This window comes from uncultured Roseobacter sp. (genome assembly GCF_947495275.1).
Taxonomy (GTDB): Bacteria; Pseudomonadota; Alphaproteobacteria; order Rhodobacterales; family Rhodobacteraceae; genus Roseobacter.
In genome coordinates, this window is the sequence record NZ_CANLYL010000005.1 from 228,813 (window position 1) to 250,877 (window position 22,065).

Annotated in this window: 20 protein-coding genes; 12 read left to right on the top strand and 8 right to left on the bottom strand. The window is 57.7% G+C overall.

The genetic code is table 11. From position 1 onward, the window contains the following. Positions 1 to 212 precede the first annotated feature (212 nt). From Q0802_RS12115 to Q0802_RS12130, 4 genes are read left to right on the top strand one after another with little or no spacing between them, the layout of a single operon-like run. Entirely contained in the window at positions 213 to 1,826 is a 1,614-nt protein-coding gene (locus Q0802_RS12115; protein WP_298918354.1) for a L,D-transpeptidase family protein, read from the top strand. A 31-nt stretch (positions 1,827 to 1,857) separates the two neighbouring features. Continuing rightward, positions 1,858 to 2,958 carry a UDP-3-O-(3-hydroxymyristoyl)glucosamine N-acyltransferase gene (lpxD, locus tag Q0802_RS12120; RefSeq protein ID WP_298918357.1) on the top strand — a complete coding sequence of 367 codons (1,101 nt, stop codon included), beginning with the start codon at positions 1,858 to 1,860 and terminating at the stop codon, positions 2,956 to 2,958. Positions 2,959 to 2,991: 33 nt separating this feature from the next. Beyond that, positions 2,992 to 3,249, top strand: coding sequence for an acyl carrier protein (locus Q0802_RS12125; RefSeq protein WP_298918359.1), 258 nt, complete (start codon positions 2,992 to 2,994; stop codon positions 3,247 to 3,249). Between the two features lie 6 nt (positions 3,250 to 3,255). Next, the gene (locus Q0802_RS12130) at positions 3,256 to 4,464 is read left to right on the top strand and encodes a beta-ketoacyl-[acyl-carrier-protein] synthase family protein (protein ID WP_298918362.1); all 1,209 of its coding nucleotides are present in this window, start codon (positions 3,256 to 3,258) and stop codon (positions 4,462 to 4,464) included. Positions 4,465 to 4,516: 52 nt separating this feature from the next. On the opposite strand, the gene Q0802_RS12135 is transcribed toward Q0802_RS12130, so the two are convergent. Then, entirely contained in the window at positions 4,517 to 5,140 is a 624-nt protein-coding gene (locus Q0802_RS12135; protein WP_298918365.1) for an invasion associated locus B family protein, read from the bottom strand. 422 nt (positions 5,141 to 5,562) lie between these two features. Between Q0802_RS12135 and Q0802_RS12140 the strand changes: the two genes are divergently transcribed. Then, positions 5,563 to 7,110, top strand: coding sequence for a helicase HerA-like domain-containing protein (locus Q0802_RS12140; protein ID WP_298918367.1), 1,548 nt, complete (start codon positions 5,563 to 5,565; stop codon positions 7,108 to 7,110). 21 nt (positions 7,111 to 7,131) lie between these two features. Here Q0802_RS12140 and Q0802_RS12145 read toward each other — a convergent pair whose 3' ends face one another. The 5 genes from Q0802_RS12145 to Q0802_RS12165 form a co-directional block, all read right to left on the bottom strand. Next, positions 7,132 to 8,436, bottom strand: a complete 1,305-nt coding sequence (locus tag Q0802_RS12145) for a branched-chain amino acid ABC transporter permease (protein ID WP_298918372.1) — start codon at positions 8,434 to 8,436, stop codon at positions 7,132 to 7,134. Then, a complete protein-coding gene (locus Q0802_RS12150) occupies positions 8,433 to 9,443 on the bottom strand; it encodes a branched-chain amino acid ABC transporter permease (RefSeq protein ID WP_298918479.1) in 1,011 nt (336 codons plus the stop codon). Before Q0802_RS12150 ends, Q0802_RS12145 begins: the two co-directional genes overlap by 4 nt. A gap of 421 nt (positions 9,444 to 9,864) precedes the next feature. Continuing rightward, on the bottom strand, positions 9,865 to 10,689 hold the full coding sequence (locus tag Q0802_RS12155) for an ABC transporter ATP-binding protein (protein WP_298918375.1): 825 nt from the start codon (positions 10,687 to 10,689) through the stop codon (positions 9,865 to 9,867). Further along, a complete protein-coding gene (locus Q0802_RS12160; RefSeq protein WP_298918378.1) occupies positions 10,686 to 11,468 on the bottom strand; it encodes an ABC transporter ATP-binding protein in 783 nt (260 codons plus the stop codon). Before Q0802_RS12160 ends, Q0802_RS12155 begins: the two co-directional genes overlap by 4 nt. Positions 11,469 to 11,562: 94 nt before the next feature. After that, positions 11,563 to 12,753, bottom strand: coding sequence for an ABC transporter substrate-binding protein (locus tag Q0802_RS12165; protein ID WP_298918381.1), 1,191 nt, complete (start codon positions 12,751 to 12,753; stop codon positions 11,563 to 11,565). 214 nt (positions 12,754 to 12,967) lie between these two features. Here Q0802_RS12165 and Q0802_RS12170 point away from each other — a divergent pair, with 214 nt between their 5' ends. Next, positions 12,968 to 14,008, top strand: coding sequence for a PQQ-dependent sugar dehydrogenase (locus Q0802_RS12170; RefSeq protein WP_298918384.1), 1,041 nt, complete (start codon positions 12,968 to 12,970; stop codon positions 14,006 to 14,008). A 3-nt stretch (positions 14,009 to 14,011) separates the two neighbouring features. On the opposite strand, the gene Q0802_RS12175 is transcribed toward Q0802_RS12170, so the two are convergent. Next, complete coding sequence (locus tag Q0802_RS12175) at positions 14,012 to 15,016, bottom strand: GlxA family transcriptional regulator (RefSeq protein ID WP_298918386.1); 1,005 nt, start codon at positions 15,014 to 15,016, stop codon at positions 14,012 to 14,014. Between the two features lie 192 nt (positions 15,017 to 15,208). On the opposite strand from Q0802_RS12175, the gene Q0802_RS12180 reads away from it, so the two are divergent. Then, entirely contained in the window at positions 15,209 to 16,579 is a 1,371-nt protein-coding gene (locus Q0802_RS12180) for a class II 3-deoxy-7-phosphoheptulonate synthase (protein ID WP_298918388.1), read from the top strand. A 128-nt stretch (positions 16,580 to 16,707) separates the two neighbouring features. Here the strand turns inward: Q0802_RS12180 and Q0802_RS12185 are convergent, their stop codons facing one another. After that, positions 16,708 to 17,394 (bottom strand): PAS domain-containing protein, encoded by a 687-nt coding sequence (locus Q0802_RS12185; protein ID WP_298918391.1) that lies wholly within the window; start codon positions 17,392 to 17,394, stop codon positions 16,708 to 16,710. Between the two features lie 316 nt (positions 17,395 to 17,710). On the opposite strand from Q0802_RS12185, the gene Q0802_RS12190 reads away from it, so the two are divergent. The 5 genes from Q0802_RS12190 to Q0802_RS12210 are packed head-to-tail and all read left to right on the top strand — an operon-like array spanning position 17,711 to position 22,029. Then, the gene (locus Q0802_RS12190; protein WP_298918394.1) at positions 17,711 to 18,589 is read left to right on the top strand and encodes a YicC/YloC family endoribonuclease; all 879 of its coding nucleotides are present in this window, start codon (positions 17,711 to 17,713) and stop codon (positions 18,587 to 18,589) included. A 3-nt stretch (positions 18,590 to 18,592) separates the two neighbouring features. Next, the gene (gene gmk, locus Q0802_RS12195; protein ID WP_298918396.1) at positions 18,593 to 19,237 is read left to right on the top strand and encodes a guanylate kinase; all 645 of its coding nucleotides are present in this window, start codon (positions 18,593 to 18,595) and stop codon (positions 19,235 to 19,237) included. Next, positions 19,234 to 19,761, top strand: a complete 528-nt coding sequence (locus Q0802_RS12200; protein ID WP_298918398.1) for a gamma carbonic anhydrase family protein — start codon at positions 19,234 to 19,236, stop codon at positions 19,759 to 19,761. Before gmk ends, Q0802_RS12200 begins: the two co-directional genes overlap by 4 nt. Before the next feature lies 1 nt (position 19,762). Further along, complete coding sequence (locus Q0802_RS12205) at positions 19,763 to 20,950, top strand: aminotransferase class I/II-fold pyridoxal phosphate-dependent enzyme (protein WP_298918401.1); 1,188 nt, start codon at positions 19,763 to 19,765, stop codon at positions 20,948 to 20,950. A gap of 17 nt (positions 20,951 to 20,967) precedes the next feature. Then, positions 20,968 to 22,029: an ATP-binding protein gene (locus Q0802_RS12210; RefSeq protein ID WP_298918404.1), complete on the top strand. Its 1,062-nt coding sequence runs from the start codon at positions 20,968 to 20,970 to the stop codon at positions 22,027 to 22,029. The last annotated feature ends 36 nt before the right edge of the window (positions 22,030 to 22,065 follow it).

A 22,065-nucleotide genomic window follows, 5' to 3' on the forward strand; every position in this document is an offset into this window, starting at 1 on the left:
ACCAAGTCCTGAAAGTCAGAACGCCTATTTTGGTCCAATTTTAGGCAAAATCCCGCCAATTCTGTGCATGCCCCGAAAAACGGACTTGCTGCGATGCATGCATGCATCACGTTCAGTTTTCCTTGACCGATTTACCAATTGTTATTGGACATCGCGCGGCTGGACCGGCAAAAAACCAAGACTTTTTGTTTATTTGCTGAGTGGGGATCCATATGCCGTCTTTGGTACTGCGCCATCGCACCCTTGCCATATTTCTAGCAAGCCTTCTACTTGTCGTCTCATCATTGTCGATACCAACGCCCGTCCGGGCACAGGTCACCGCTTTCAAACAGGCCGTTGCCGAGGCTGCCGCGCGGGACAAAGACATTGCCGCATTCTATCAATCCAATGGCTATGAGGGTATTTGGACCGGCAAGGGCCGTGACCGTAATCGCCGCTCCGCGCTCATACAGGCGCTGAAATCCGCGGGCAACCACGGGCTGCCAGCTGCAAAGTACGACGTTGAAGGTCTTCAGGCGAAGATGAAGGCGGCGCGCACGCCCCGTGATCTGGGATTGCTGGAAGTGGAAATCAGCAGAGTGTTTTTGCAATACGCGCGGGACATCCAAACCGGCGTGCTGATCCCCAGCCGTATCGACAAAGCAATTGTACGCAAAGTGCCCTACAGGGATCGCACCTCATATCTCGTCAACTTCAAGAAGTCCTCACCAAAGGGTTTCTTTCGTGCGCTGGCGCCGAAAACCACGGAATATACCGCGCTGATGAAAGAAAAGCTGCGTCTTGAACGATTGCTTGCAAAGGGAGGCTGGGGCCCTCAGGTGCCTTCCAAGACCTTGAAACCCGGCGCCTCCGGAAATGCTGTGATCGCCCTGCGTGATCGCCTGGTACGGATGGGATATCTCAAGCGCAACGCGGGCAAGACCTACGATGCCAATATGACCAAGGCCGTACAGCAATTTCAGCGGGCTCACGGACTGGCACAGGACGGCGTCGCAGGGCCCGGCACGATGACAGAGATCAATACCTCGGTACAAACCCGCCTACAGTCCGTGATCGTTGCCATGGAGCGTGAACGCTGGCTCAATCAGGACCGCGGGCGTCGTCACGTCGAAGTCAACTTGACGGATTTCACGGCAAAGATCATCGACAACGGGAAGGTCACCTTCGAAACCCGCTCGGTCATTGGTGCGCGGAAGTCTGATCGTCAATCGCCCGAGTTTTCTGATGTCATGGAATTTATGGTCATCAATCCCAGCTGGTATGTGCCTCGATCCATCGTGACCAAAGAATATCTGCCTGAGTTGCAGAAAGACCCGAATGCGGTGAACCATATTGAAATTACCGACAGCAAGGGGCGTCGGGTTGACCGCTCGGCTGTAGATTTCACTCAGTTCACGGAGCGGACTTTCCCCTTTGCCATGCGTCAGCCGCCAAGCCGGGGCAACGCTTTGGGACTTGTGAAATTCATGTTCCCAAATCCGCATAACATCTATCTGCACGACACGCCTGCGAAAAACCTCTTTGGCCGCGAAACCCGCGCTTACAGCCACGGCTGTATTCGACTGGCCGATCCGTTTGACTTTGCCTACGCGCTGCTGTCCAAGCAGACAAATGATCCCAAGGGCTTGTTTCAGGCGAAATTGGCCACAGGCACGGAACAACAGGTGAACCTCAAGCAACCTGTGCCCGTTCACATCATCTATCGCACCGCCTTTGTGGACAACAAGGGCCGCACGCAATTCCGTCGGGACATCTATGGTCGTGACGCCAGGATTTGGAAAGCCTTGGCCAAAGCGGGGGTAGCAATGCGGGCCGTTCAAGGTTAAATCATGCCCCTGATGATAGAGGGCAAAAGACATGAAAACCGTCGGTCATAGCGTCAAAGACATCGCTGCTGCAATTGGTGCTGATGCCCACGGGGACACGTCTTTGCGTGTTGAACACGCGGCGGAACCCGGATCGGCTGGTCCCAATGACATCGCAATGGCGACAAATGCGTCCTATGCGGAAACACTCGCTGATGGCGATGCCAAGGTAGCACTGCTCTGGGATGGCGCTGACTGGCAAGCCCTAGGCCTGAAGGCTGCGATTATTCCCAGACGGCCGCGCTACGCCATGTCTGGCCTTACGAGGTTGCTGGATCGCGGGCAGGGCTACGGGGCCGGAATTCACCCAAGTGCGGTGGTCGATCCTTCGGCAGAGCTGGGTGAAGGGGTGAGCGTTGGGCCGCTCGCAGTAATCTCGGCTGGTGCGAAGATCGGAGCTGGCAGCATTATCGGTCCACAATGTTTTATCGGCTGGGACGTCGAGATGGGCGCGGACGCTTTTCTGCGCGAACATGTGTCAATCGGCGCGCGCGTGAAAATCGGGGATCGCTTTATGGCGCAGCCTGGTGCGCGTATCGGCGGCGATGGGTTTTCCTATACTACGCCAGAGCCTTCGTCAGTAGAAACCGCCCGCGCTACCCTGGGTGATCAGCGCGACTCCAAAGGGCAGGCCTGGGCACGCATCCACAGTCTGGGGGCGGTCACGCTTGGTGATGATGTGGAAGTTGGCTCCAACTGCACCATCGATTGTGGCACCATTCGCGACACGAAGATCGGCAACCGCACCAAGATCGACAACCTCGTTCAGGTTGGCCACAACTGCGTCATTGGCGACGATTGCCTCTTGTGCGGGCATGTCGGGTTGGCAGGGTCGGTAAAGGTCGGCAATAATGTCGTTCTGGGCGGACAGGTAGGGGTCAGCGACAATATCTTTATCGGTGATGGCGTGATCGCAGGCGGCGGTAGTAAACTGCTGTCCAATGTCCCGGCGGGACGCACAGTGCTGGGGTATCCGGCGGTGAAGATGGACACTCACATTGAAACCTACAAGATTCAGAGGCGACTGCCCCGGCTCGTCCGTGATATTGCTGCCTTGCAGAAAGCGGTTTTCAAATCGGATGCAAAGGACTAAATCCTAGGCGAGCAGCGTGAAAGGAATAGGCACGTGAGCACCAAGGACAAAGTCATCGCCATCATTGCGGAACAGGCTGTGCTTGATCCCGCCGAGGTCACGCCGAGCAGCACTTTGGAAGATCTTGGAATAGACAGTCTGGGTCTGGTCGAAAGTATTTTCTCCATTGAGGAAGAATTCGACATCAGCGTGCCCTTTAACGCGAATGACCCGCAATCGTCCGATTTTGACATATCAACCGTGGCCTCCATCATCGCGGGTATCGAGCGTCTCCAAAAAGAACAGGGTTAGTCGCCCATGAAACGTGTGGTCATTACCGGTGCTGGCACGATCAACGCGCTTGGTCACGATGTGAAATCAACCATGGCGGCCATGCAGGCGGGGACCTGCGGCATCGGTGCATTGGAGCTGCGTGACGTCGAACGCCTGTCGATCCAGATCGGCGGGCAGGTGCGGGGTTTTGAAGCAGAAGGGCGCTACAACCGCCAGCAGATGTCCCTTTACGACCGGTTTACGCAATTCACCCTGGCGGCCGCGAAAGAGGCCATTGATCAATCCGGTCTCAGCTTCAGCGGCGATCTTGCCGCCAAATCCGGCGTGGTTCTGGGCACCGCCGGGGGAGGGGTCAGCACCTGGGACGACAACTATCGCTCGGTTTACGAGGATGGCAAAAACCGGGTGCATCCGTTTGTCGTACCCAAATTAATGAACAACGCCGCCGCCTCGCATGTCAGCATGGAGCACAATCTGAAAGGGCCGTCCTTCACCGTCTCAACCGCTTGCGCGTCGTCAAATCACGCCATGGCGCAGGCTTTCAGCATGGTCCGTTCTGGCATGTCACCTGCGATGATCACGGGAGGGTCGGAAAGCATGTTGTGCTTTGGCGGCGTCAAAGCCTGGGAAGGTTTGCGCGTCATGAGCCGTGATGCCTGCAGGCCCTTTTCGGCCAATCGCAACGGTATGGTGCAGGGCGAAGGCGCGGGCGTTTTTGTTTTTGAAGAATATGAACACGCCCGTGCGCGCGGCGCCGACATGCTATGTGAAGTCTCGGGCTTTGCCATGTCATCTGACGCCAGCGATATCGTCATGCCTTCAAAAAGCGGGGCAGCCCGGGCAATGGCCGGGGCCCTTGCAGATGCCGGGATCAACCGCGACGAGGTCGGCTACATCAACGCGCATGGCACGGGCACCGCTGCCAACGATAAGACTGAATGCGCGGCCGTCGCCGATGTTTTCGGACCGCATGCGGACAAGCTGATGATCAGTTCAACGAAATCCATGCATGGCCATCTGATCGGCGGCACCGGTGCTGTGGAACTTCTCGCCTGTATCATGGCGCTGCGTAACGGTGTGATTGCACCCACAATCGGTTACGAAGAACCTGATCCTGAATGCGCGCTTGATGTGGTGCCAAATGAAGCCCGTAAAGCAAAGGTCAAAGTGGCCCTGTCCAATGCCTTTGCGTTTGGTGGCATGAACGCTGTGCTGGCCCTGCGCGCCATTTGACAAAAAACCGCGCCCCGAAAGGCGCGGCTGCGTTCACGATCAGGGTTTTCCGTTATTGCTGGATCACCGAAACCTTTTCAAAGCCCGCCGTAAACCCCTTGAGGGAGAGGACGATATCGACCTTCTGATCGGGTGCCACGATCGGAACAATCGTCAAGGTTGCCTCAACGCCTTTTTTGAAGCTCTCGACATCCTCTTCGGTCAATCCGATCCGCGCGTAGCAACCGATGTTGTTGCAAAAGGCGAAAGGATATCTTTTTGTCGGTTTTTCATCAATCTTGATCGCCAGTTGCTGACCAAGGGAGGTTTCAAGCGGCACGATCACGGTTGCACCCGCCTTGGCCTGACCGCCTTCCGGCAACCGGAAAAGGGTGAATTCGGAAATGGGTGCCCCTTCACCATCCGCCAGCAATTGATACATCTGGCAAGGGTCGTCGCCACTCTCAACCTTTACGCAGCGCAGGCTCCAGTCGTCGAATTTTTCGGTCACATAGGTCTCGCCAACCTTCGGACCTTCCGGTTCCACTTCGCCCAGGCTCAATTCATTTTCGATGCCTGGGGCTTCAGCCGGTTGCTCTTCTGTCTCGTCGGATTGGGCAAAGGCAAAAGATGACGCCGCGACCAAGGGCAAAGCCACCACAAAACTGTGCGTCAATATAGAAGTATACTTGGGCATGTTCGCTCCGATTTTATTGCTTTTTCAGGGTGTACCATGCCCGTAAATGGGTGTCAGTCCCGAGATCGGCAAAACCGCTCCAGAACGTTAAAATATTTGGCATATTCTCAAAAAGAAAAAGGGATGCTCACCGCATCCCCTTCCCAATTAGTCTTCTCCCCGTCGGACTGGCCGACTTATTGCAGGGAAGCTACGAAACGACGCAGTTGACGTCAACCTAAAACACCGAAGATTTATCCACTTGCTGATCAAATTTATGTTGAGAGTAAAAAAAGGCCGTACCGAAAACGGCACGGCCAGTCTGACAGGGAGGATGCCCAGACCGGAAAGGACAAATCCGGCGGCTGAGCGATTTGACTATGACGTGCAAAGGTTAACATCGTATGCTCGGCAAATGAGTTTGTGATTAAAGGAAGACTTGCGTGACATCAGACATCTTTATTGGCGGCGGCGGGCCGGATTATGGCGTGAAACAGCACCTGAGTTTGGGTTACGCAAACCGCCATGGGCTGGTCGCCGGGGCCACCGGAACCGGCAAGACCGTGACCCTGCAAATCCTTGCGGAAGGATTTTCCAAGGCAGGCGTGCCGGTGTTTTTGTCCGATGTGAAGGGCGATCTGTCGGGCCTTGCCAAGGCGGGCACCGAGACACACAAGCTGCATGGACCTTTTACCGAACGTGCCACACAGATCGGGTTCACCGATTACATCTACGAGGCCTTTCCGGTCACTTTCTGGGACCTTCTTGGGGAACAGGGTCATCCCGTGCGCACCACCGTTTCCGAAATGGGCCCGCTGTTGCTGGCACGACTGTTGGAACTGACTGAAGCGCAGGAAGGTATTCTCAACATCGCTTTTCGACTGGCCGATGAAGAAGGGCTGCCGCTGCTTGATCTGAAGGATCTGCAATCCCTGCTGGTCTGGATCGGGGAAAATGCCAAGGCGCTTTCCCTGCGTTATGGTAATGTCTCCTCAGCCTCCATCGGGGCCATTCAGCGGCGGTTGCTGGTTCTGGAAAACCAGGGGGGCACCGGCCTTTTTGGCGAACCGGCGCTGGCATTGTCGGACCTGATGCGACAGGACGCGCAAGGGCGCGGCGAGATCAATATTCTGGCGGCGGATAAATTGATGGCCTCACCTGGGCTTTATGCGACGTTTCTGCTGTGGCTGCTGTCGGAGCTATTCGAGGAACTGCCCGAAGTGGGGGACCCCGACAAACCCAAGCTGGTCTTCTTTTTCGATGAGGCCCATCTGCTCTTTGACGATGCCCCCAAGGCACTGGTGGACAAGGTAGAACAGGTGGCGCGGTTGATCCGTTCCAAGGGCGTGGGGGTCTATTTCATCACGCAAAATCCCGCAGATGTGCCGGATGATATTCTGGGTCAGCTGGGCAATCGTATTCAGCACGCCCTGCGCGCTTTTACGGCCAAGGATCGCAAGGAGTTGCGCATGGCGGCCGAAACCTACCGTGAAAACCCGGCATTCAACACCGAAGAAGCCATTCGCGAGGTGGGTGTGGGCGAAGCGGTCACTTCGATGCTGCAACGCAAGGGCGTGCCGGGCATTGTCGAACGGACCTTGATCCGCCCGCCCTCGTCGCAACTGGGCCCGATCAGCAAGAAGGAGCGGGCAGAGGTGATGGCGGCCTCTGATATGTCCGGGAAATACGACGCGCCCGTGGACCGCAGCTCGGCTTACGAAATCCTGAAAAAACGCGCGGAGGATGCTGCAGCAGAGGCGGCAAAGGCCGAAGAAGAAGCCGAGGAAGGATCGCCGCAATTGCGCGAATTCAACGCCGCACGCCGCTACACGGGCGGGCGCGTGGCGCGCTCTACGTCCCGGCGTGGTAAGACACGGCAATCCCAGAGCCTTGGCGGCGCGGTGGCCGCAGCCGTCATCAAGGAGTTGCAAGGCACAACAGGGCGTCGCATCGTGCGGGGCATTCTGGGCGGATTGTTCAAGGGTCGGTAAGGGCGCCCGACAGGATCAGGGTCATTTCTCCGGGATTAGCCCGCGCGGACTGAACCGCAGGACCAGCAGCAGCAGCACCCCGATGGTTAGCAGGCGCATATGTGCCGCTGAGGCGATCAGATGTGCCTTCAGGGCGCTGCCATCTGCCAGACCGGCGGTGATCCATTCCATCACTTCCAGCCCGATAGATTCGCCCTTGTCCCACATCAGGTAGATCAGCATGCCGCCCAAAACGGCGCCAAGGTTGTTGCCGGAGCCGCCGACAATCACCATGACCCAGATCAGAAAGGTAAACCGCAGCGGTTGATAGGTGCCGGGCGTGAGTTGACCGTCGAGCGTGGTCAGCATGGCCCCTGCGATACCGCAAATCGCCGATCCCAGCACAAAGACCTGAAGATGGCGCGCCGTCACGTCCTTGCCCATGGCCTCGGCGGCTACCTCATTGTCGCGGATCGCCCGCATCATCCGGCCCCAGGGGCTATTGAGCGCCATCTGCGCCATCCACAACAGCAACACCAGCACAAAGGCGAACAGCCCACAATAGAGCAGTTTTACATAGATGGTGGAGGCCGTCACCGCGTCAAAGCCGAAACCGGCGGCACGTTCGACAAAGCCAGTATTGTTCTGCAAGTCGATCTCATAAGGAACCGGACGGGGCACACCCACCACGTTTTTCACGCCGCGCGACAGCCAGTCTTCGTTCTTGAGAATGGCGATGATGATCTCTGCAATGCCCAAAGTGGCAATGGCCAGATAGTCAGAGCGCAGCCCCAATGCGGTTTTCCCGATAATCCAGGCGGCACCTGCGGCGAGCAGCCCGCCCACCGGCCAGGCGATGATCACCGGCAGGCCCAGACCACCTAGATATCCGGTCAGTGCGGGCTCAATCGCCTCAACCGCTTCGACCGACGGGTCGAAAAGACCCCGGTAGATCATGAACCCCGCGACGAGGATCGCCAGAACCACAAGGCTGCGCATCCACCCCTTTGCCATACGTCCGGCGACGACAATCGCGATGACAATGGTGGCCGCACCCATCAGCAAGGCGCCGATAATGCCAAAGCCACCCGCCTGCCAGGCGCCCGGTGTCGCGGGCATGCCGACCAACACCGCAGCCAGACCGCCCAGGGCAACAAACCCCATGATGCCGACGTTAAAGAGGCCCGCAAACCCCCATTGCAGGTTCACGCCAAGCGCCATGATCGCGGAAATCAGCCCCATGTTCAGCACGAAAAGTGCAGCATTCCAGCCCTGGAAATGGGCGATCACCGGGATCATCGCGAAGACGGCTGCGAAAAGGAGAGTGTTTTTCATGGCCGAGGTCATACTGCTTTCCCCGCAAAAAGGCCGGTGGGTTTGACCAGCAGGACAATCAGTAGAATGACGAAGCTCACTGCCAGTTTGTAATCTGTCGACATCAGTTGCACCAGCGTGTCAGGCGCCATGCTTTCGGGCAGCACATAGGTTGCGACTTTCTTCCAGGCATAGGTCACCGTGACTTCAGAAAACGCGATGACGAAGCCGCCCGCAATGGCCCCCAGCGGATTGCCAAGCCCGCCCACGATGGCGCTGGCAAAGATCGGCAGCAGCAGCTGGAAATAGGTGAAGGGTTTGAAGCTCTTGTCGAGCCCGTAAAGCACGCCCGCGATGGTCGCCAGACCCGCCACGATCAACCAGGTGATCATCACAACCCGTTCGGGGTTGATGCCCGACAGTAGCGCCAGATCCTCATTGTCGGAATAGGCCCGCATGGATTTGCCGGTGCGCGTGCGGTTGAGAAACCAGAAGAGCAGGGCCACCACGATCACGGCTGTGATGATGGTGATCCCTTGGGTGGTTTTGAAGGCCAGACCTTCACGCAAACCGGTCATCTCCTTGAAGGTGCGCGCGGATATGATGAAACGTTCGCCGTCCAGAAACCGCTGATCATCCGGCCCAATGATGAACCGCACCAACCCGTTGAGGATGAAGGTCACGCCGAGTGATACGATCACGAAAATCACCGGTTTGGCCTTTTGCGCCCGGTAGAACCGATAGACGATCCGGTCCGTGGTGAGCACCAGCGCCATACAACCCAGGATTCCGAAGGGCAGGGCAAGCAGGGCCGTTGGAAGCGGGCCGAGCGATAGGCCCCAGCTTTGGAAAAGCCAGGTCACCAGAACCGTGACCATGGCACCAAAGGCCATGGTGTCGCCATGGGCAAAGTTCGAAAACCTTAAGATGCCGTAGATCAGCGTCACCCCTAACGCGCCAAGCGCCAGCTGCGCGCCATAGGACATCGCCGGGATGATCACGAAATTCGAGAGCGCCACGATGGCGTTGAGGAGGTCCATCATCCGATCTCCAAAGAAACGCATGGTCCCGTTAGAACGACCAATGATGGCTCAGACAACCCTCTTTCGGCTTGGGTCGTCGGGACCATCATGGTGAACCATCCGTTGTCGTACAAAATGAAACTATTCAGCGGAGCGTATGGGCGGCTTCCAACGGCGACACCTCGGACCCTAGAAAGCCCCGCTTGCGGCAGAGCGTTAAATGTTTTTACTTCCAAGCGTAACATCTCTTTGAAGGTGAACCTCGAACCGTCTTCGCTCCACGAAAGATGCCACTTTTCCTCTATATGCCTGCAATTCGCGGCGGTCCCAACCACTGCACAGTAATTCACAGCTTCGCAGGTAAAACCATTCTCTTCACCGGCTTCCGCAGCCGAGACTAAAAAGCTGACGGAAAACAATACTGAGATACCCCGCATCCTCACCCCCCCAAAAACGACTTGCGCACTTCGGGGTCGTTCAGCAATTCCTTGCCCGTCCCCGTATACGCATTCCGCCCCTGCACCAGAACATAACCCTTGTCGGCGATCTCCAGTGCCTGCCGCGCGTTTTGCTCCACCATCAGGATGGGGATACCGGTGCGCGCCACCTCGATGATGCGGTCGAAAAGCTCGTCCATGACGATGGGCGACACCCCGGCGGTCGGTTCGTCCAGCATCAGCACTTTGGGTTGCGTCATCAGCGCCCGGCCCACGGCGACCTGCTGGCGTTGCCCGCCTGACAACTCACCCGCTGCCTGCAACCGCTTTTCCTTCAAAATCGGGAACAGGTCGTAAATCTGTGCCATGGTACCGGAGATATCATCGGTGCGAATGAACGCACCCATCTCAAGGTTTTCCTCGACGGTCATCGAGGTGAAGATGTTCGAGGTCTGCGGCACGAAGCCCATGCCCCTGGCCACCCGGTCCTGCGGCGACAGTTGGGTGATGTCCTCGCCATCGAGCTTCACATGGCCCTCGCGCAGGTTCAGCATGCCAAAGACCGCCTTCATGCCGGTGGATTTACCCGCCCCGTTGGGTCCGACGATCACGGCGATTTCACCGCGATCCACCGCGATGGTGCAGTCGTGCAGAATATCCGGCCCGGCCCCATAGCCGCCAGTCATGTTTTCACCGATCAAAAAAGGACCGCCCACCGCCGGGTAGGCCTTGCCGCCCGGTTTTACAGGTGTGGCCGTACCCATACCTTTGGGATTGCCCAGAGACAGGTCCTTGTTGCCGCGGTCGCTATAGGGATCGCTGCTCATGCGCCGACTTTCTCTTTATTCTTCAAGCCGGTGCCCAGATAGGCTTCGATCACCTGCTCGTTGGCTTTGATCTCATCCAGCGTTCCCTGCGCCAGCACCTTGCCTTCGGCCATGCAGATCACCGGATCACACAAGCGTCCAATGAAATCCATGTCATGTTCGATCACCACGAAAGTATAGCCGCGTTCCTGATTAAGCCGGATGATCGCGTCACCGATGGTGTTGAGAAGGGTCCGGTTCACGCCCGCGCCGACCTCGTCAAGGAAGACGATCTTGGCGTCCACCATCATAGTACGGCCCAATTCGAGCAGCTTTTTCTGACCGCCGGAGATCTGGCCCGCCTTGTGATCGGCCAGATGTTCCACGGTCAGGAACTCCAGCACTTCGTCCGCTTTGGCGCGCAGGGCGCGTTCTTCATCCGCGATGCGTTTGCGCCCGAACCATGTGTTCCAGAGTGTTTCTCCCGACTGCGCACCGGGCACCATCATCAGGTTTTCGCGGCATGTCATGGAGGCAAATTCATGAGCGATCTGGAAAGTTCGCAGCAGCCCCTTGTGAAAGAGCGTATGCGGGGGCAGCCCCGTGATATCTTCACCCGCCATGGTCACTTTGCCCGATGTGGGTTGAAGTACGCCCGCTATCACATTGAAAAGGGTTGTTTTTCCAGCGCCATTGGGGCCGATCAAACCGGTAATAGATCCCTGTTCGATTTCCAGAGAGGCGCCATCAACAGCGTGAAAGCCGCCGAAGTGTTTGTGAAGGTCGTCCACGACGATCATGTGTTTTCCCCGTCAGCGCGTCTTTGCGGCGCTTTAGATGTTGGAACAGCCCGGAACACGAGGCTCCGGGCTGCTCAGTGGTCAATTGGGCAAATTACTTGAACCCAATGGTCTCGTTTTTACCCTCTTTCACTTCGATCATGCGGTATGTGCCGGCAGATTCGCCGGGGCCGATCAGTTCAACCGCTGATGCGCCGACATAGTCCACATCACCACCGCTGCGGATAATGTCGAAGGCTTTGCCCAATTCGCCGGGGTAGATTTTCTCTCCCGGTGCGTTGGCCACTTCGAGGATTTTGGAGCCGTAATCCGCAGGATCAGTGCTGTCGGCCGCTTGCATGGCCAGCATGAAGAGCGCCGCTGCATCATAGCTTTCAGGCGTGTAGGGCGACGTTGCATCAAAAGCGTCACCCGCAAGTGCCACCAGCTTTTCGATCCCTTCACCACCGGAGCCCGCGATTTGCCCATATGAGCCGTTCAGCGCCGGACCCACGTTCTCGGGCAGGCTGTCACCGATCATGCCGCCGGGCAGACCGAATGTATCCCACGCGCCGGTGTCCAATGCCGCATTGATGATGCCCAGGCCACCCTGATCGAGGTAGCCCGCAACCACCAGCAAATCGCCACCGGCAGAGGCCAGCGCGCCAATTTCAGCAGAATAGTCGGCCTTGCCGTCTTCATGTGCCGCGACGATGGTCACTTCACCACCAGCCGCCTTGAAGTTGCTTTCAATCGCATCCGCGAGACCTTTGCCGTAATCGTTGTTGGTGTAGGTCAAGGCGATGGATTTCACGCCACGCTCTTGCAGGATTTCCGCCATCACCTGACCTTCACGCGCGTCAGACGGTGCGGTGCGGAAGAACAGATCATTGTCTTCAACCGTGCTGAGCCCGGGTGACGTGGCGGAGGGCGAAATCATCACCATACCGTTCGGAATGGCCACGTTTTGCAGGATCGCGCCGGTCACGCCGGAACAGTCGCCACCGATCAGGCCGTTGATCCCTTCGGCAACCAGACGTTCGCCGTTTGAAGTGCTCAGACCGTTGTCGATGCACCCGGTATCGGCACGGATCGGCGTAACTTTGGCCGCATCCAGCAGTTTGCCGCTTTCGGTGGCTTCGGTCATCGCCAGCTCGGCGCCAGCAGCCATCGGGCCGGTCAGTGATTCAATCGGTCCCGTGAAACCGATGAGAATGCCCAGTTTTACTTCCTTTGCATGACCACCCGCCAGCGCGGAGGTCGCCACAAGTGCTGCGGCCGTGGTGGCCAAAAGCATCTTTTTCATTGTTATCTCCCATATTGGAACTTGACGTTCGGGGGGCAGATTAGGCGTCAGCTCTTCAAATGAAAAGCACTTTTGAACCGCGCCGCTGTGCTCACGGCTCTGTCACACAAAAATGAGCGTGAAATACCCGTTATCCGATCTATTTTACCTTCAGGAGAGAGGTGAAACGATGCGTTTAGCGATAACATTCTTTTTTCTTATCATAACGATACGAATGATCACGCCTGCGGCAGCTGAGGTGCAGATCACGCGCATGATCTCCGGACTGGATCAACCCTGGGGGATCGCTTTGCTGCCGGATGCATCGGTGCTGATCACTGAAAAAGAGGGCCGGCTGCTGCATGTGCGTGGTGGAAAGGTTCATGAAATCGGCGGTCTCCCCAAGGTCACAGACCGGGGCCAGGGGGGATTGCTGGACATCACTTTGCCGCGCGATTTCGAGACCAGTCGCGAGGTTTTCCTCACCTACTCCAAGCCTCAACGTAGCGGGTCGGGGACAGCGCTTGCCATCGCGCGCTTGCCAGAAAACGCCAGCCAGCTGGTGGACTTACGCGATATTTTTGTCATGGCCCCGGGCTCTTCGGGCGGTCGGCATTTTGGCAGCCGGGTTGTCGAGGCAAATGATGGAACGTTGTATCTGACCATTGGCGATCGCGGCAACCGTCCTGCCGCGCAGGATCGATCGGTTCACAACGGCTCCATCGTGCGGGTCAACAGAGATGGATCGGTGCCCTCGGACAATCCATTCGTCGGACAGCCCAGTGTTTTGCCGGAAATCTGGTCTTTCGGACACCGCAATCCGCAAGGGGCAGGCCTTGATGCGCAAGGTCGGCTCTGGACGTCGGAACATGGGGCAAGAGGAGGTGATGAAGTGAACTTCATCCGGAAAGGGGCCAATTTCGGATGGCCAGTCATCTCCTACGGGCGGCACTATTCGGGGGCGAAAATCGGTGAAGGGACGCGCAAGCCGGGTCTGGAGCAGCCCGCCCATTACTGGGATCCGTCAATCGCACCGTCCGGGCTGCTTGTCTATCAGGGCGCGATGTTTCCCGAGTGGCGTAGCGACATTTTCGTGGGGTCGCTCAAGTTCGACTACATTGCCAGATTAGAAGTCAACGGCACGCAGGCGGCGGAAGTGGCGCAGATCAAAACACAGGCAACGGACCGAGTGCGCGACGTGATTGAAGCCCCTGATGGCAGCATATGGTTTGTTTCTGTCGGAAACGGCGCGGTTTATCGCATGTCCAGAGGCTAAGGGTCAGATCGACAGGCGCGCGGCATGGCTGCCGCGTTCGCGATAGGGCGTCGTGTCATAATGCGAACGGTAGCATTTTGAAAAATGGCTGGGCGACGCGAACCCGCAGGCCAGTGCCACATTGATCACGCTCATATCGGTCTGCATCAACAGGTTGCGCGCCTTTTGCAGACGCAGCTCCATATAGTAGCGCTTGGGCGAGCGGTTGAGATAGCGCCGAAAGAGGCGCTCCAGCTGACGCGTGCTCATGCCCACATTCTTGGCCAGAATAGAGGGGCTTATGGGTTCTTCGATGTTGCCTTCCATCATCTGGATGACCTTGCTGAGCTTGGGATGACGCACACCGATGCGCGTGGGCACGCTGAGACGCTGGGTATCCTGATCGGTGCGTATGGAGGCATAGATCAACTGATCCGCGACCATATTGGCAAGCTCTTCGCCTTGTTGGTCCGCAATCAGTTTCAGCATCAGGTCGATGGAGGATGTCCCGCCCGCAGTTGTCAGCCGATTGCCATCCACGACAAATACCGATTTCGTCAGATCCACTTCGGGAAATTCCTCCGCGAAGCTGTCCTGATTTTCCCAGTGAATGGTGGCGCGCTTGCCATCGAGCAATCCGGCCTTGGCCAATGTATGTGCCGCCGTGCAAAGCCCCCCCACCAGCAACCCCTTTCGGGCTTCACGACGTATCCAGCCCAGGACCTTCTTGGTGGTCGCGGCCTGAACATCAATGCCGCCGCAAATCATCACGGTGTCATCACGGTTCAAATCGACAAGATCGCTGTCGAGCTTGAACCCGCTGCCAGCCGAACAATGCACGATATCGCCGCCTTCGCCGACGATACGCCATTCGTAGAGGGTCTTGTTCGCCATGCGATTGGCAATTCTGAGGCTTTCAACGGCAGCCGAAAAACATAGCAGCGTAAAGTTATCGAGCAGCACGAAAACGAAGCGCTTGGGCTTATCTGCGGGCGGGTCATTCCGCGTGGCTGATTGCATCTGGGACATGGCCGACTCTTGATCTTATATTTCGATGCGCGACCGGTCAGGGCATGGCGCGAATAAAGTCACTTGGTCACGGTCGGAATGCGACGTCAAGAGGACGAATTTGTGATATGGTCTCTCCCCGCAGGCTTTTGTATAGAGAGCGCTGTGATGTGAGCGCTCGCAGGACTGCGAGCCCAACCCGGAGTTGAAAAGATGAGCGAATGGACAAAATCAAGCTGGCGCGCCAAACCGCGGATCCAGATGCCGGATTATCCGGATCAGGCCGCATTGGAAGCAGTTGAGGCCCAGCTTGCCCGTTTTCCGCTTCTGGTTTTTGCCGGGGAGGCCCGGCGTCTGAAAGAGCGTCTTGGCGCTGCTGGCCGGGGCGAGGCCTTTTTGCTGCAGGGCGGTGATTGCGCCGAGAGCTTTGACCAGTTCAGTTCCGACGCGATCCGCGACACGTTCAAAGTGATGTTGCAGATGGCGATTGTGCTGACCCATGGAGCCAAGGTGCCGGTGATCAAGGTTGGTCGCATGGCGGGTCAATTCGCCAAACCACGCTCCGCGCCAACCGAGACAGTGGATGGTGTTGAACTGCCGAGCTACCGTGGCGACATCATCAACGAGCTGGATTTCACCGCGAAAGCCCGCATCCCTGATCCTGAAAAGATGCTGCGCGCCTATACGCAGGCCGCCGCGACGCTGAACCTGATCCGCGCATTTTCGACGGGTGGTTATGCCGATGTGCATCAGGTGCATGCCTGGACGCTTGGCTTTACCGAAAGCGAAAAGGTCGAACGCTACCGCGAGATCGCCAACCGCATTTCCGACACGCTGGATTTCATGTCGGCAGCGGGCGTCACGCCGGATACTGCGCATACCTTGCAGACGGTTGAATTCTACACCAGCCACGAATCGCTGTTGCTGGAGTACGAAGAAGCGCTGACCCGCGTGGACAGCACCACCGGCAAATGGCTGGCGGGATCGGGCCACATGATCTGGATCGGCGATCGCACACGTCAACCGGATGGCGCACATGTGGAATTCGCAAGTGGTGTTCAGAACCCGATTGGCCTGAAGGCAGGGCCGTCCATGACGTCGGACGACCTCAAGGCGCTGATGGCGAAACTGAACCCGAACAACGAGGAAGGGCGTTTGACACTGATCGCGCGCTTCGGTGCGGGTTCAGTTGGAGAACACCTGCCACGCCTGATCAAGGCTGTGGGCGAAGAGGGGGCCAAGGTGACCTGGGTTTGTGATGCGATGCATGGCAATACGATCAAGTCATCAACCGGCTACAAAACCCGCCCATTTGATTCCGTGCTGCGTGAAGTGCGCGAATTCTTTGGTGTGCATGCCGCGGAAGGCACCGTGCCGGGCGGTGTGCATTTCGAGATGACCGGGCAAGACGTGACCGAATGCACCGGTGGTGTACGCGCCGTCAGCGATGAAGACCTGTCAGATCGCTATCACACAGCCTGCGACCCGCGTCTGAATGCAAGCCAGTCTCTGGAACTTGCTTTCCTCGTGGCGGATGAATTGTCAAACCGGCGCGGCACGCATCGCGATAAAGCGGCCGGTTGACCGTCAGGATTGCAGGCAAAGCCCGTCTCCGCTGAGAGATGGGCTTTTTCTGTTTAGGCTTGCAAAAATAAACCGCCCGCACTTTCTGTGCGGACGGCTTTCCTGATCAAAGGAAATCGTTTTAAATTTTAGTCATCGGACTTTACAAGGCGCAGGTATGGCGCGTCCTTGCGCGGTGTCTCGCTCCGGAATGGCACCGATTGTTCGTTGAACCCGGCTTGCAGTTTTTGCGCCTCAGGCGAGAGCGTTGGTTTCTTGCCCGGCTCAACCGCGGGCTGAGACCGTTTGATGACCGGCGCTTCGGTGCCGCTTACGATCGGCCGAAGCGCCGATTGCGTGACATCAAAACGTCGCGGGCTCCGTCCCATTTCCCCCACAGACACCAGGGCGCCCAAAATACGGCTGACATCCCCAAGGTCGCTCTTGAGCGGCATCAAAATCATCCGCGCGTCGAGAGGGGGAAGACCGGCACCTTTTGCGGAATGAAGCTGCAAAGAGCAGGTCGCTGGCGTTTCGAAAACCTCTTCAAGAATATCGCTTATCTGGCGACGTGATCCCGGCGTAATAAAGGACGTCAGTGGCATGCCGCGCACCTCCATCCCCATCAAATCGCTCAGGTGGCTGCCAGCAATGCGCAGCCGGGCAATACCTGGTGCAATTCTTTCGACAATAAAAGAATACTCCAGCGCCTGTTCGATACCACGTGGATCAATTTCCGCGCGATTTGGCATCAGACGGCTGCCGCGAAGCGCCTCCCAATAAGCTTCAACCTGAGCGAGAGGTGCAAATCCGGTATTAGAAATATGTTGCGTCATTGAAAGTACATTGTGCGTTTTTTGCCCACCGTTGTCCATCGTCCGCCCTCTTTCCTCGCTGGAGCGCCAAAGCGCCCTTCAAATTCATTACTAAGACACTGATCGCCGTATTTCGATCCGGTGCCAACTGGTTACTGAAACTTTAATAGCAACAATTTTCTAAAAACGGTGGCATATCTTTACATTTGGTTAATTGAACGGCGGTGAGATGTCATTCTGGCGGTTCACTGCCGAGGGGTTGCCCTGCCACAGGAAAACGCCATAAGGCTGGTGTCGAAATCTGCTCCAAGGGGATGCGCAACCCATGATCCGATCCATGACTGGTTTTGCCTCAGCCACTGGCGGTATCCCGCCACATTCCTGGGCTTGGGAGCTGCGCGCTGTCAACGGCAAGGGCCTGGATCTGCGACTGAGAGTTCCGGACTGGATCGATGGTTTGGAGGCGGGCTTGCGCCGCTTGTTGTCAGCGGCCGTCGCGCGCGGCAATGTCACCTTGTCATTGAGGTTGTCGCGGGACGAACAAGCAGGCCTGATGCAAATCAATGACGCCCAGCTCACGACCGTTCTGGACGCCATGGCCGTTATCGAGAACCGCGCCATGGAAGCTGGCGTCTCTCTTGCCCCATCGACATCGGCTGACATCGTCGCCTTGCGCGGCGTGTTGGAGCAGAGCACCAGCGAAGATGATGCTGAACCATTGGCCCGGGCCCTGCTGGCCGAAGCTGAGGGGCTGATACAGAATTTTAATGCGATGCGCGACAGCGAGGGCGCCGCGTTGCAAGCGGTGCTGCAAAGTCAATTGGAAGAAGTGGCCCGTCTTACCAAAGAGGCCGCAACGCTTGCGGATGCGCGCGGCGCAACCATGGCAGAGACCTTGAAACGCAATTTGTCCAGAGTGCTGGAAAACACCGAAGGTGTCGATGCAGACCGGGTGGCGCAGGAGCTTGCCCTGATCGCGGTAAAGACGGATGTCACGGAAGAAATCGACAGGCTGAGCGCCCATGTCGATGCGGCACGAGACCTGATCGGGCAGGACGGGCCTGTGGGACGCAAGCTGGATTTCCTGATGCAGGAGTTCAACCGTGAAGCCAACACCCTTTGCGCCAAGGCACAAAGCACCGAATTGACGCGGTGTGGTCTGGCATTGAAAGCTGTCATCGACCAGATGCGCGAACAGGTGCAAAATGTGGAGTAACTCATGATCGCGACACGCAGGGGCCTCCTGATCATTCTCAGCTCGCCCTCGGGTGCTGGCAAATCGACGCTGGCCCGCCGGTTGCGCGATTGGGATCCGGAAATCGAGTTTTCAGTCTCTGCGACCACGCGCAAGCCACGCCCGGGTGAAGAAGACGGGCGCGAATATTATTTCGTCGACGAGGCGCGTTTCAAGTCGCAGGTCGCCAATGAGGGCATGCTGGAGCACGCGCATGTTTTCGGTAATTTCTATGGCTCGCCCCGCGCGCCGGTTCAGGCCGCGATTTCCGAAGGGCGTGATGTGCTCTTTGACATTGACTGGCAGGGCGCGCAGCAAATTACCAATTCCGCGCTCGGCGCGCATACTTTATCTATTTTCCTGCTGCCGCCGTCGATCAAGGAATTGCGACACCGCCTGGAAAAACGCGGTCAGGACGATGCGGCCACCATCGCGCGGCGGATGGAGAAAAGCTGGGACGAGATCAGCCATTGGGGGGCTTATGACTTTGTGTTGGTCAACGACGATCTCGATGCGACCGAAGCCCAGTTGAAAACCATCATCTCCGCAACCCGGCTACGCCGCAGCCAGATTCCTGGGCTGACGGACCATGTACGCCACCTGCAATCTGAGTTCGAGGATCTGCCATGACCATCTACGCCCTAGGCGCGCACACGCCGCAATTGCACGCAGACACATGGGTTGCCCCGGATGCCAATCTGATCGGCAAGGTGGTGCTGGAAGAAGGCGCGTCCGTGTGGTTCGGCACGACCATTCGTGCCGATCACGAGGAAATTCGTGTGGGCCGTGGATCAAATGTACAGGAAAACTGCGTCTTTCACATTGACGCAGGCTATCCGCTGACAATTGGGCAGGACTGCACCATCGGGCACAAAGTGATGCTGCACGGCTGCACGATTGGCAATAACAGCCTGATTGGCATGGGAGCCACTGTGCTGAACGGCGCAAAGATCGGAAATAACTGTCTGATTGGCGCGGGCGCGCTGATCACTGAAGGTAAGGACATTCCCGACGGCAGTCTGGTTATGGGTGTGCCGGGGCGGGTCGTTCGCGAATTGGATGCCGACGCCATTGCCGGGCTTGCGGCCTCTGCTGCGCATTACCGCGAGAACATGCGGCACTTTCGAAATGAACTGCGTTTGGTAAAGACTTAATATGAAAAATGAAAAAGGCTCTTTGGTGCGCCCTGACGGGCTGCCGGAAAGCGCCAGCCGCCCGGTTGTCACCCCGCTCAGCGCCTCCGTGGTCTACGCCTCGGACACGCCCGATATGCTGGACCAGCAATATGAGGGCGCTTTGCACGGCTACACCTACGCGCGCGAAGGGCACCCAAATGCCGATGTCGTGGGCCTGCGGCTCGACCGGATGGAAAAGGCCCCGCATCCCGGCGTTGTCACCGCTTCCGGCATGGCGGCTGTTTCCGCGGTGCTGCTGGGACTGACCAAATCCGGCGATCATGTCATTGGCGGCAACCAGCTATACGGGCGCTCCCTGCGGATGATGAGTGAGGATTTGCCGCGGCTGGGCATTGCCACCTCAATGGTCGATCCCGGGGACATTGCCGCGATGCGTGCCGCTCTGCGCCCTGAAACCCGTCTTATCCTGATCGAGGCGGTCTCCAACCCCACCTTGCGGGTCGCCGATCTTGAAGGGCTCGCAGCGCTGGCGAAGGAAACCGGCGTGTTGCTGGTCGTTGACAATACCTTCACCACACCGCGCGCAATTAAACCTTTTGAGTGGGGTGCGGATATCGTGATCCATTCGATCACCAAACTTCTCGCCGGTCACTCGGACGTCATGTTGGGCTATGTCGCGGCACGCGACCTGGCGCTCAACGACAGATTGCGGGTGTTCACCGTCACAGCGGGTATGAACCCAAGCCCCTTCGACTGCTGGCTTGCGGAGCGGGGCCTGCTGTCCTTTGATCTGCGGTTTGATCGGGCGCAATCAACGGCATCAAAACTGGCCGATCATCTGGCCGGTTTGCCGGGCGTCAAACGGGTGATTTATCCCGGACGCAAGGATCACCCCGACCACGCGCTTGCTAATGCCCTGCTGGCCGGTCAATTCTGCAACATGGTGAGTTTTGAGCTTGATGGCGACAGATCAACGGCCAATGCTTTTACCCGTGCGGCTGACGGCCTGAGCTTCGCGCCCACATTGGGGGACGTGGGCACCACCATCTCTCATCCGGCCTCCTCATCGCACCGCGCGCTGACAGCGGAAAAACGCGCCGAACTGGGCATGTCGGAAGGGTTTTTCCGCGTCTCTGTCGGGCTGGAGGCGCCCGACGTGCTCTGCCGCGTCTTCGAAGAGGCCATTGCCGCCGCTCTGGGAGCCTGACAGGAGATCGACCGGGCATGAACCGCATTCTCGAAGACCTCCTGATGGCGATGCCGCTGCCCGCGCTGGTCATCGATGAAGCGGAACGGATTGTGGCGGCCAACTCGGAAGCCTGCACCCTGATCGGGCAGGGTATTGTCGGGCGCAACTATGTGACCATGCTCCGACAGCCCGCGCTGCTTGACACGATTGAAACCGTCCTGCGTGACAACCGTCCTCGTGTCTCCCAATACCTGGCAAATGATGGCGTTCAGGACACAACCTTCAAAGTGACGCTGCGGGTGATGCCGGAACTGCGCGCGATGATGCTTTGCTTCATTGATGTGACCCATCTGGAACAGGCCGGTCAAATGCGCCGCGATTTTGTCGCCAATGTCAGTCATGAGCTGCGCACACCGCTGACTGCGTTGATGGGGTTTATCGAGACCCTGCGCGGCCCCGCGCGTGATGATCCTGAAGCCCGCGACCGGTTCCTGAGCATCATGGAAGACGAAGCGGGGCGTATGAACCGTCTTGTGGGCGATCTGCTTTCGCTCAGTCGGGTTGAGGGTGACGAACGCGTACGCCCGCGTGATCAGGTCAACCTGACCGATATCATTTCCTCGGTCCTGCGCACGTTGAAACCCTTGGCGGACGAAGCGGAGGTTTCGCTGGAAGCCGATCTGGGGGAGCGTGCAATTGAATTGACCGGCGATGCGGATCAGCTCATGCAGGTTTTCACCAACCTGATTGAAAATGCGATAAAATACGGCGCATCCGGCAAGCGCATTATTGTCCGTATATCTCAAGCTGACCGGGATTCTGCGCTGCGCGCGCCCGGGGTGCGTATTCAGGTCATCGATTTTGGCCCCGGTATTGATGCCATTCACCTGCCAAGGTTGACCGAGCGTTTCTACCGCGCGGACAGCCATCGCAGCCGGGCCTTGGGTGGCACCGGGTTGGGTCTGGCCATCGTCAAACACATAATCAACCGTCACCGAGGGCGACTGCGTGTGGAAAGCACATTGGGGCAGGGGGCTCAATTCACGGTCGTACTGCCTTTGCCAGGTGGCCCATCACCGGTGAACAACATCGACTGAAATCCGAATCTGCAAAGAAATCCGGGCATTTGACTT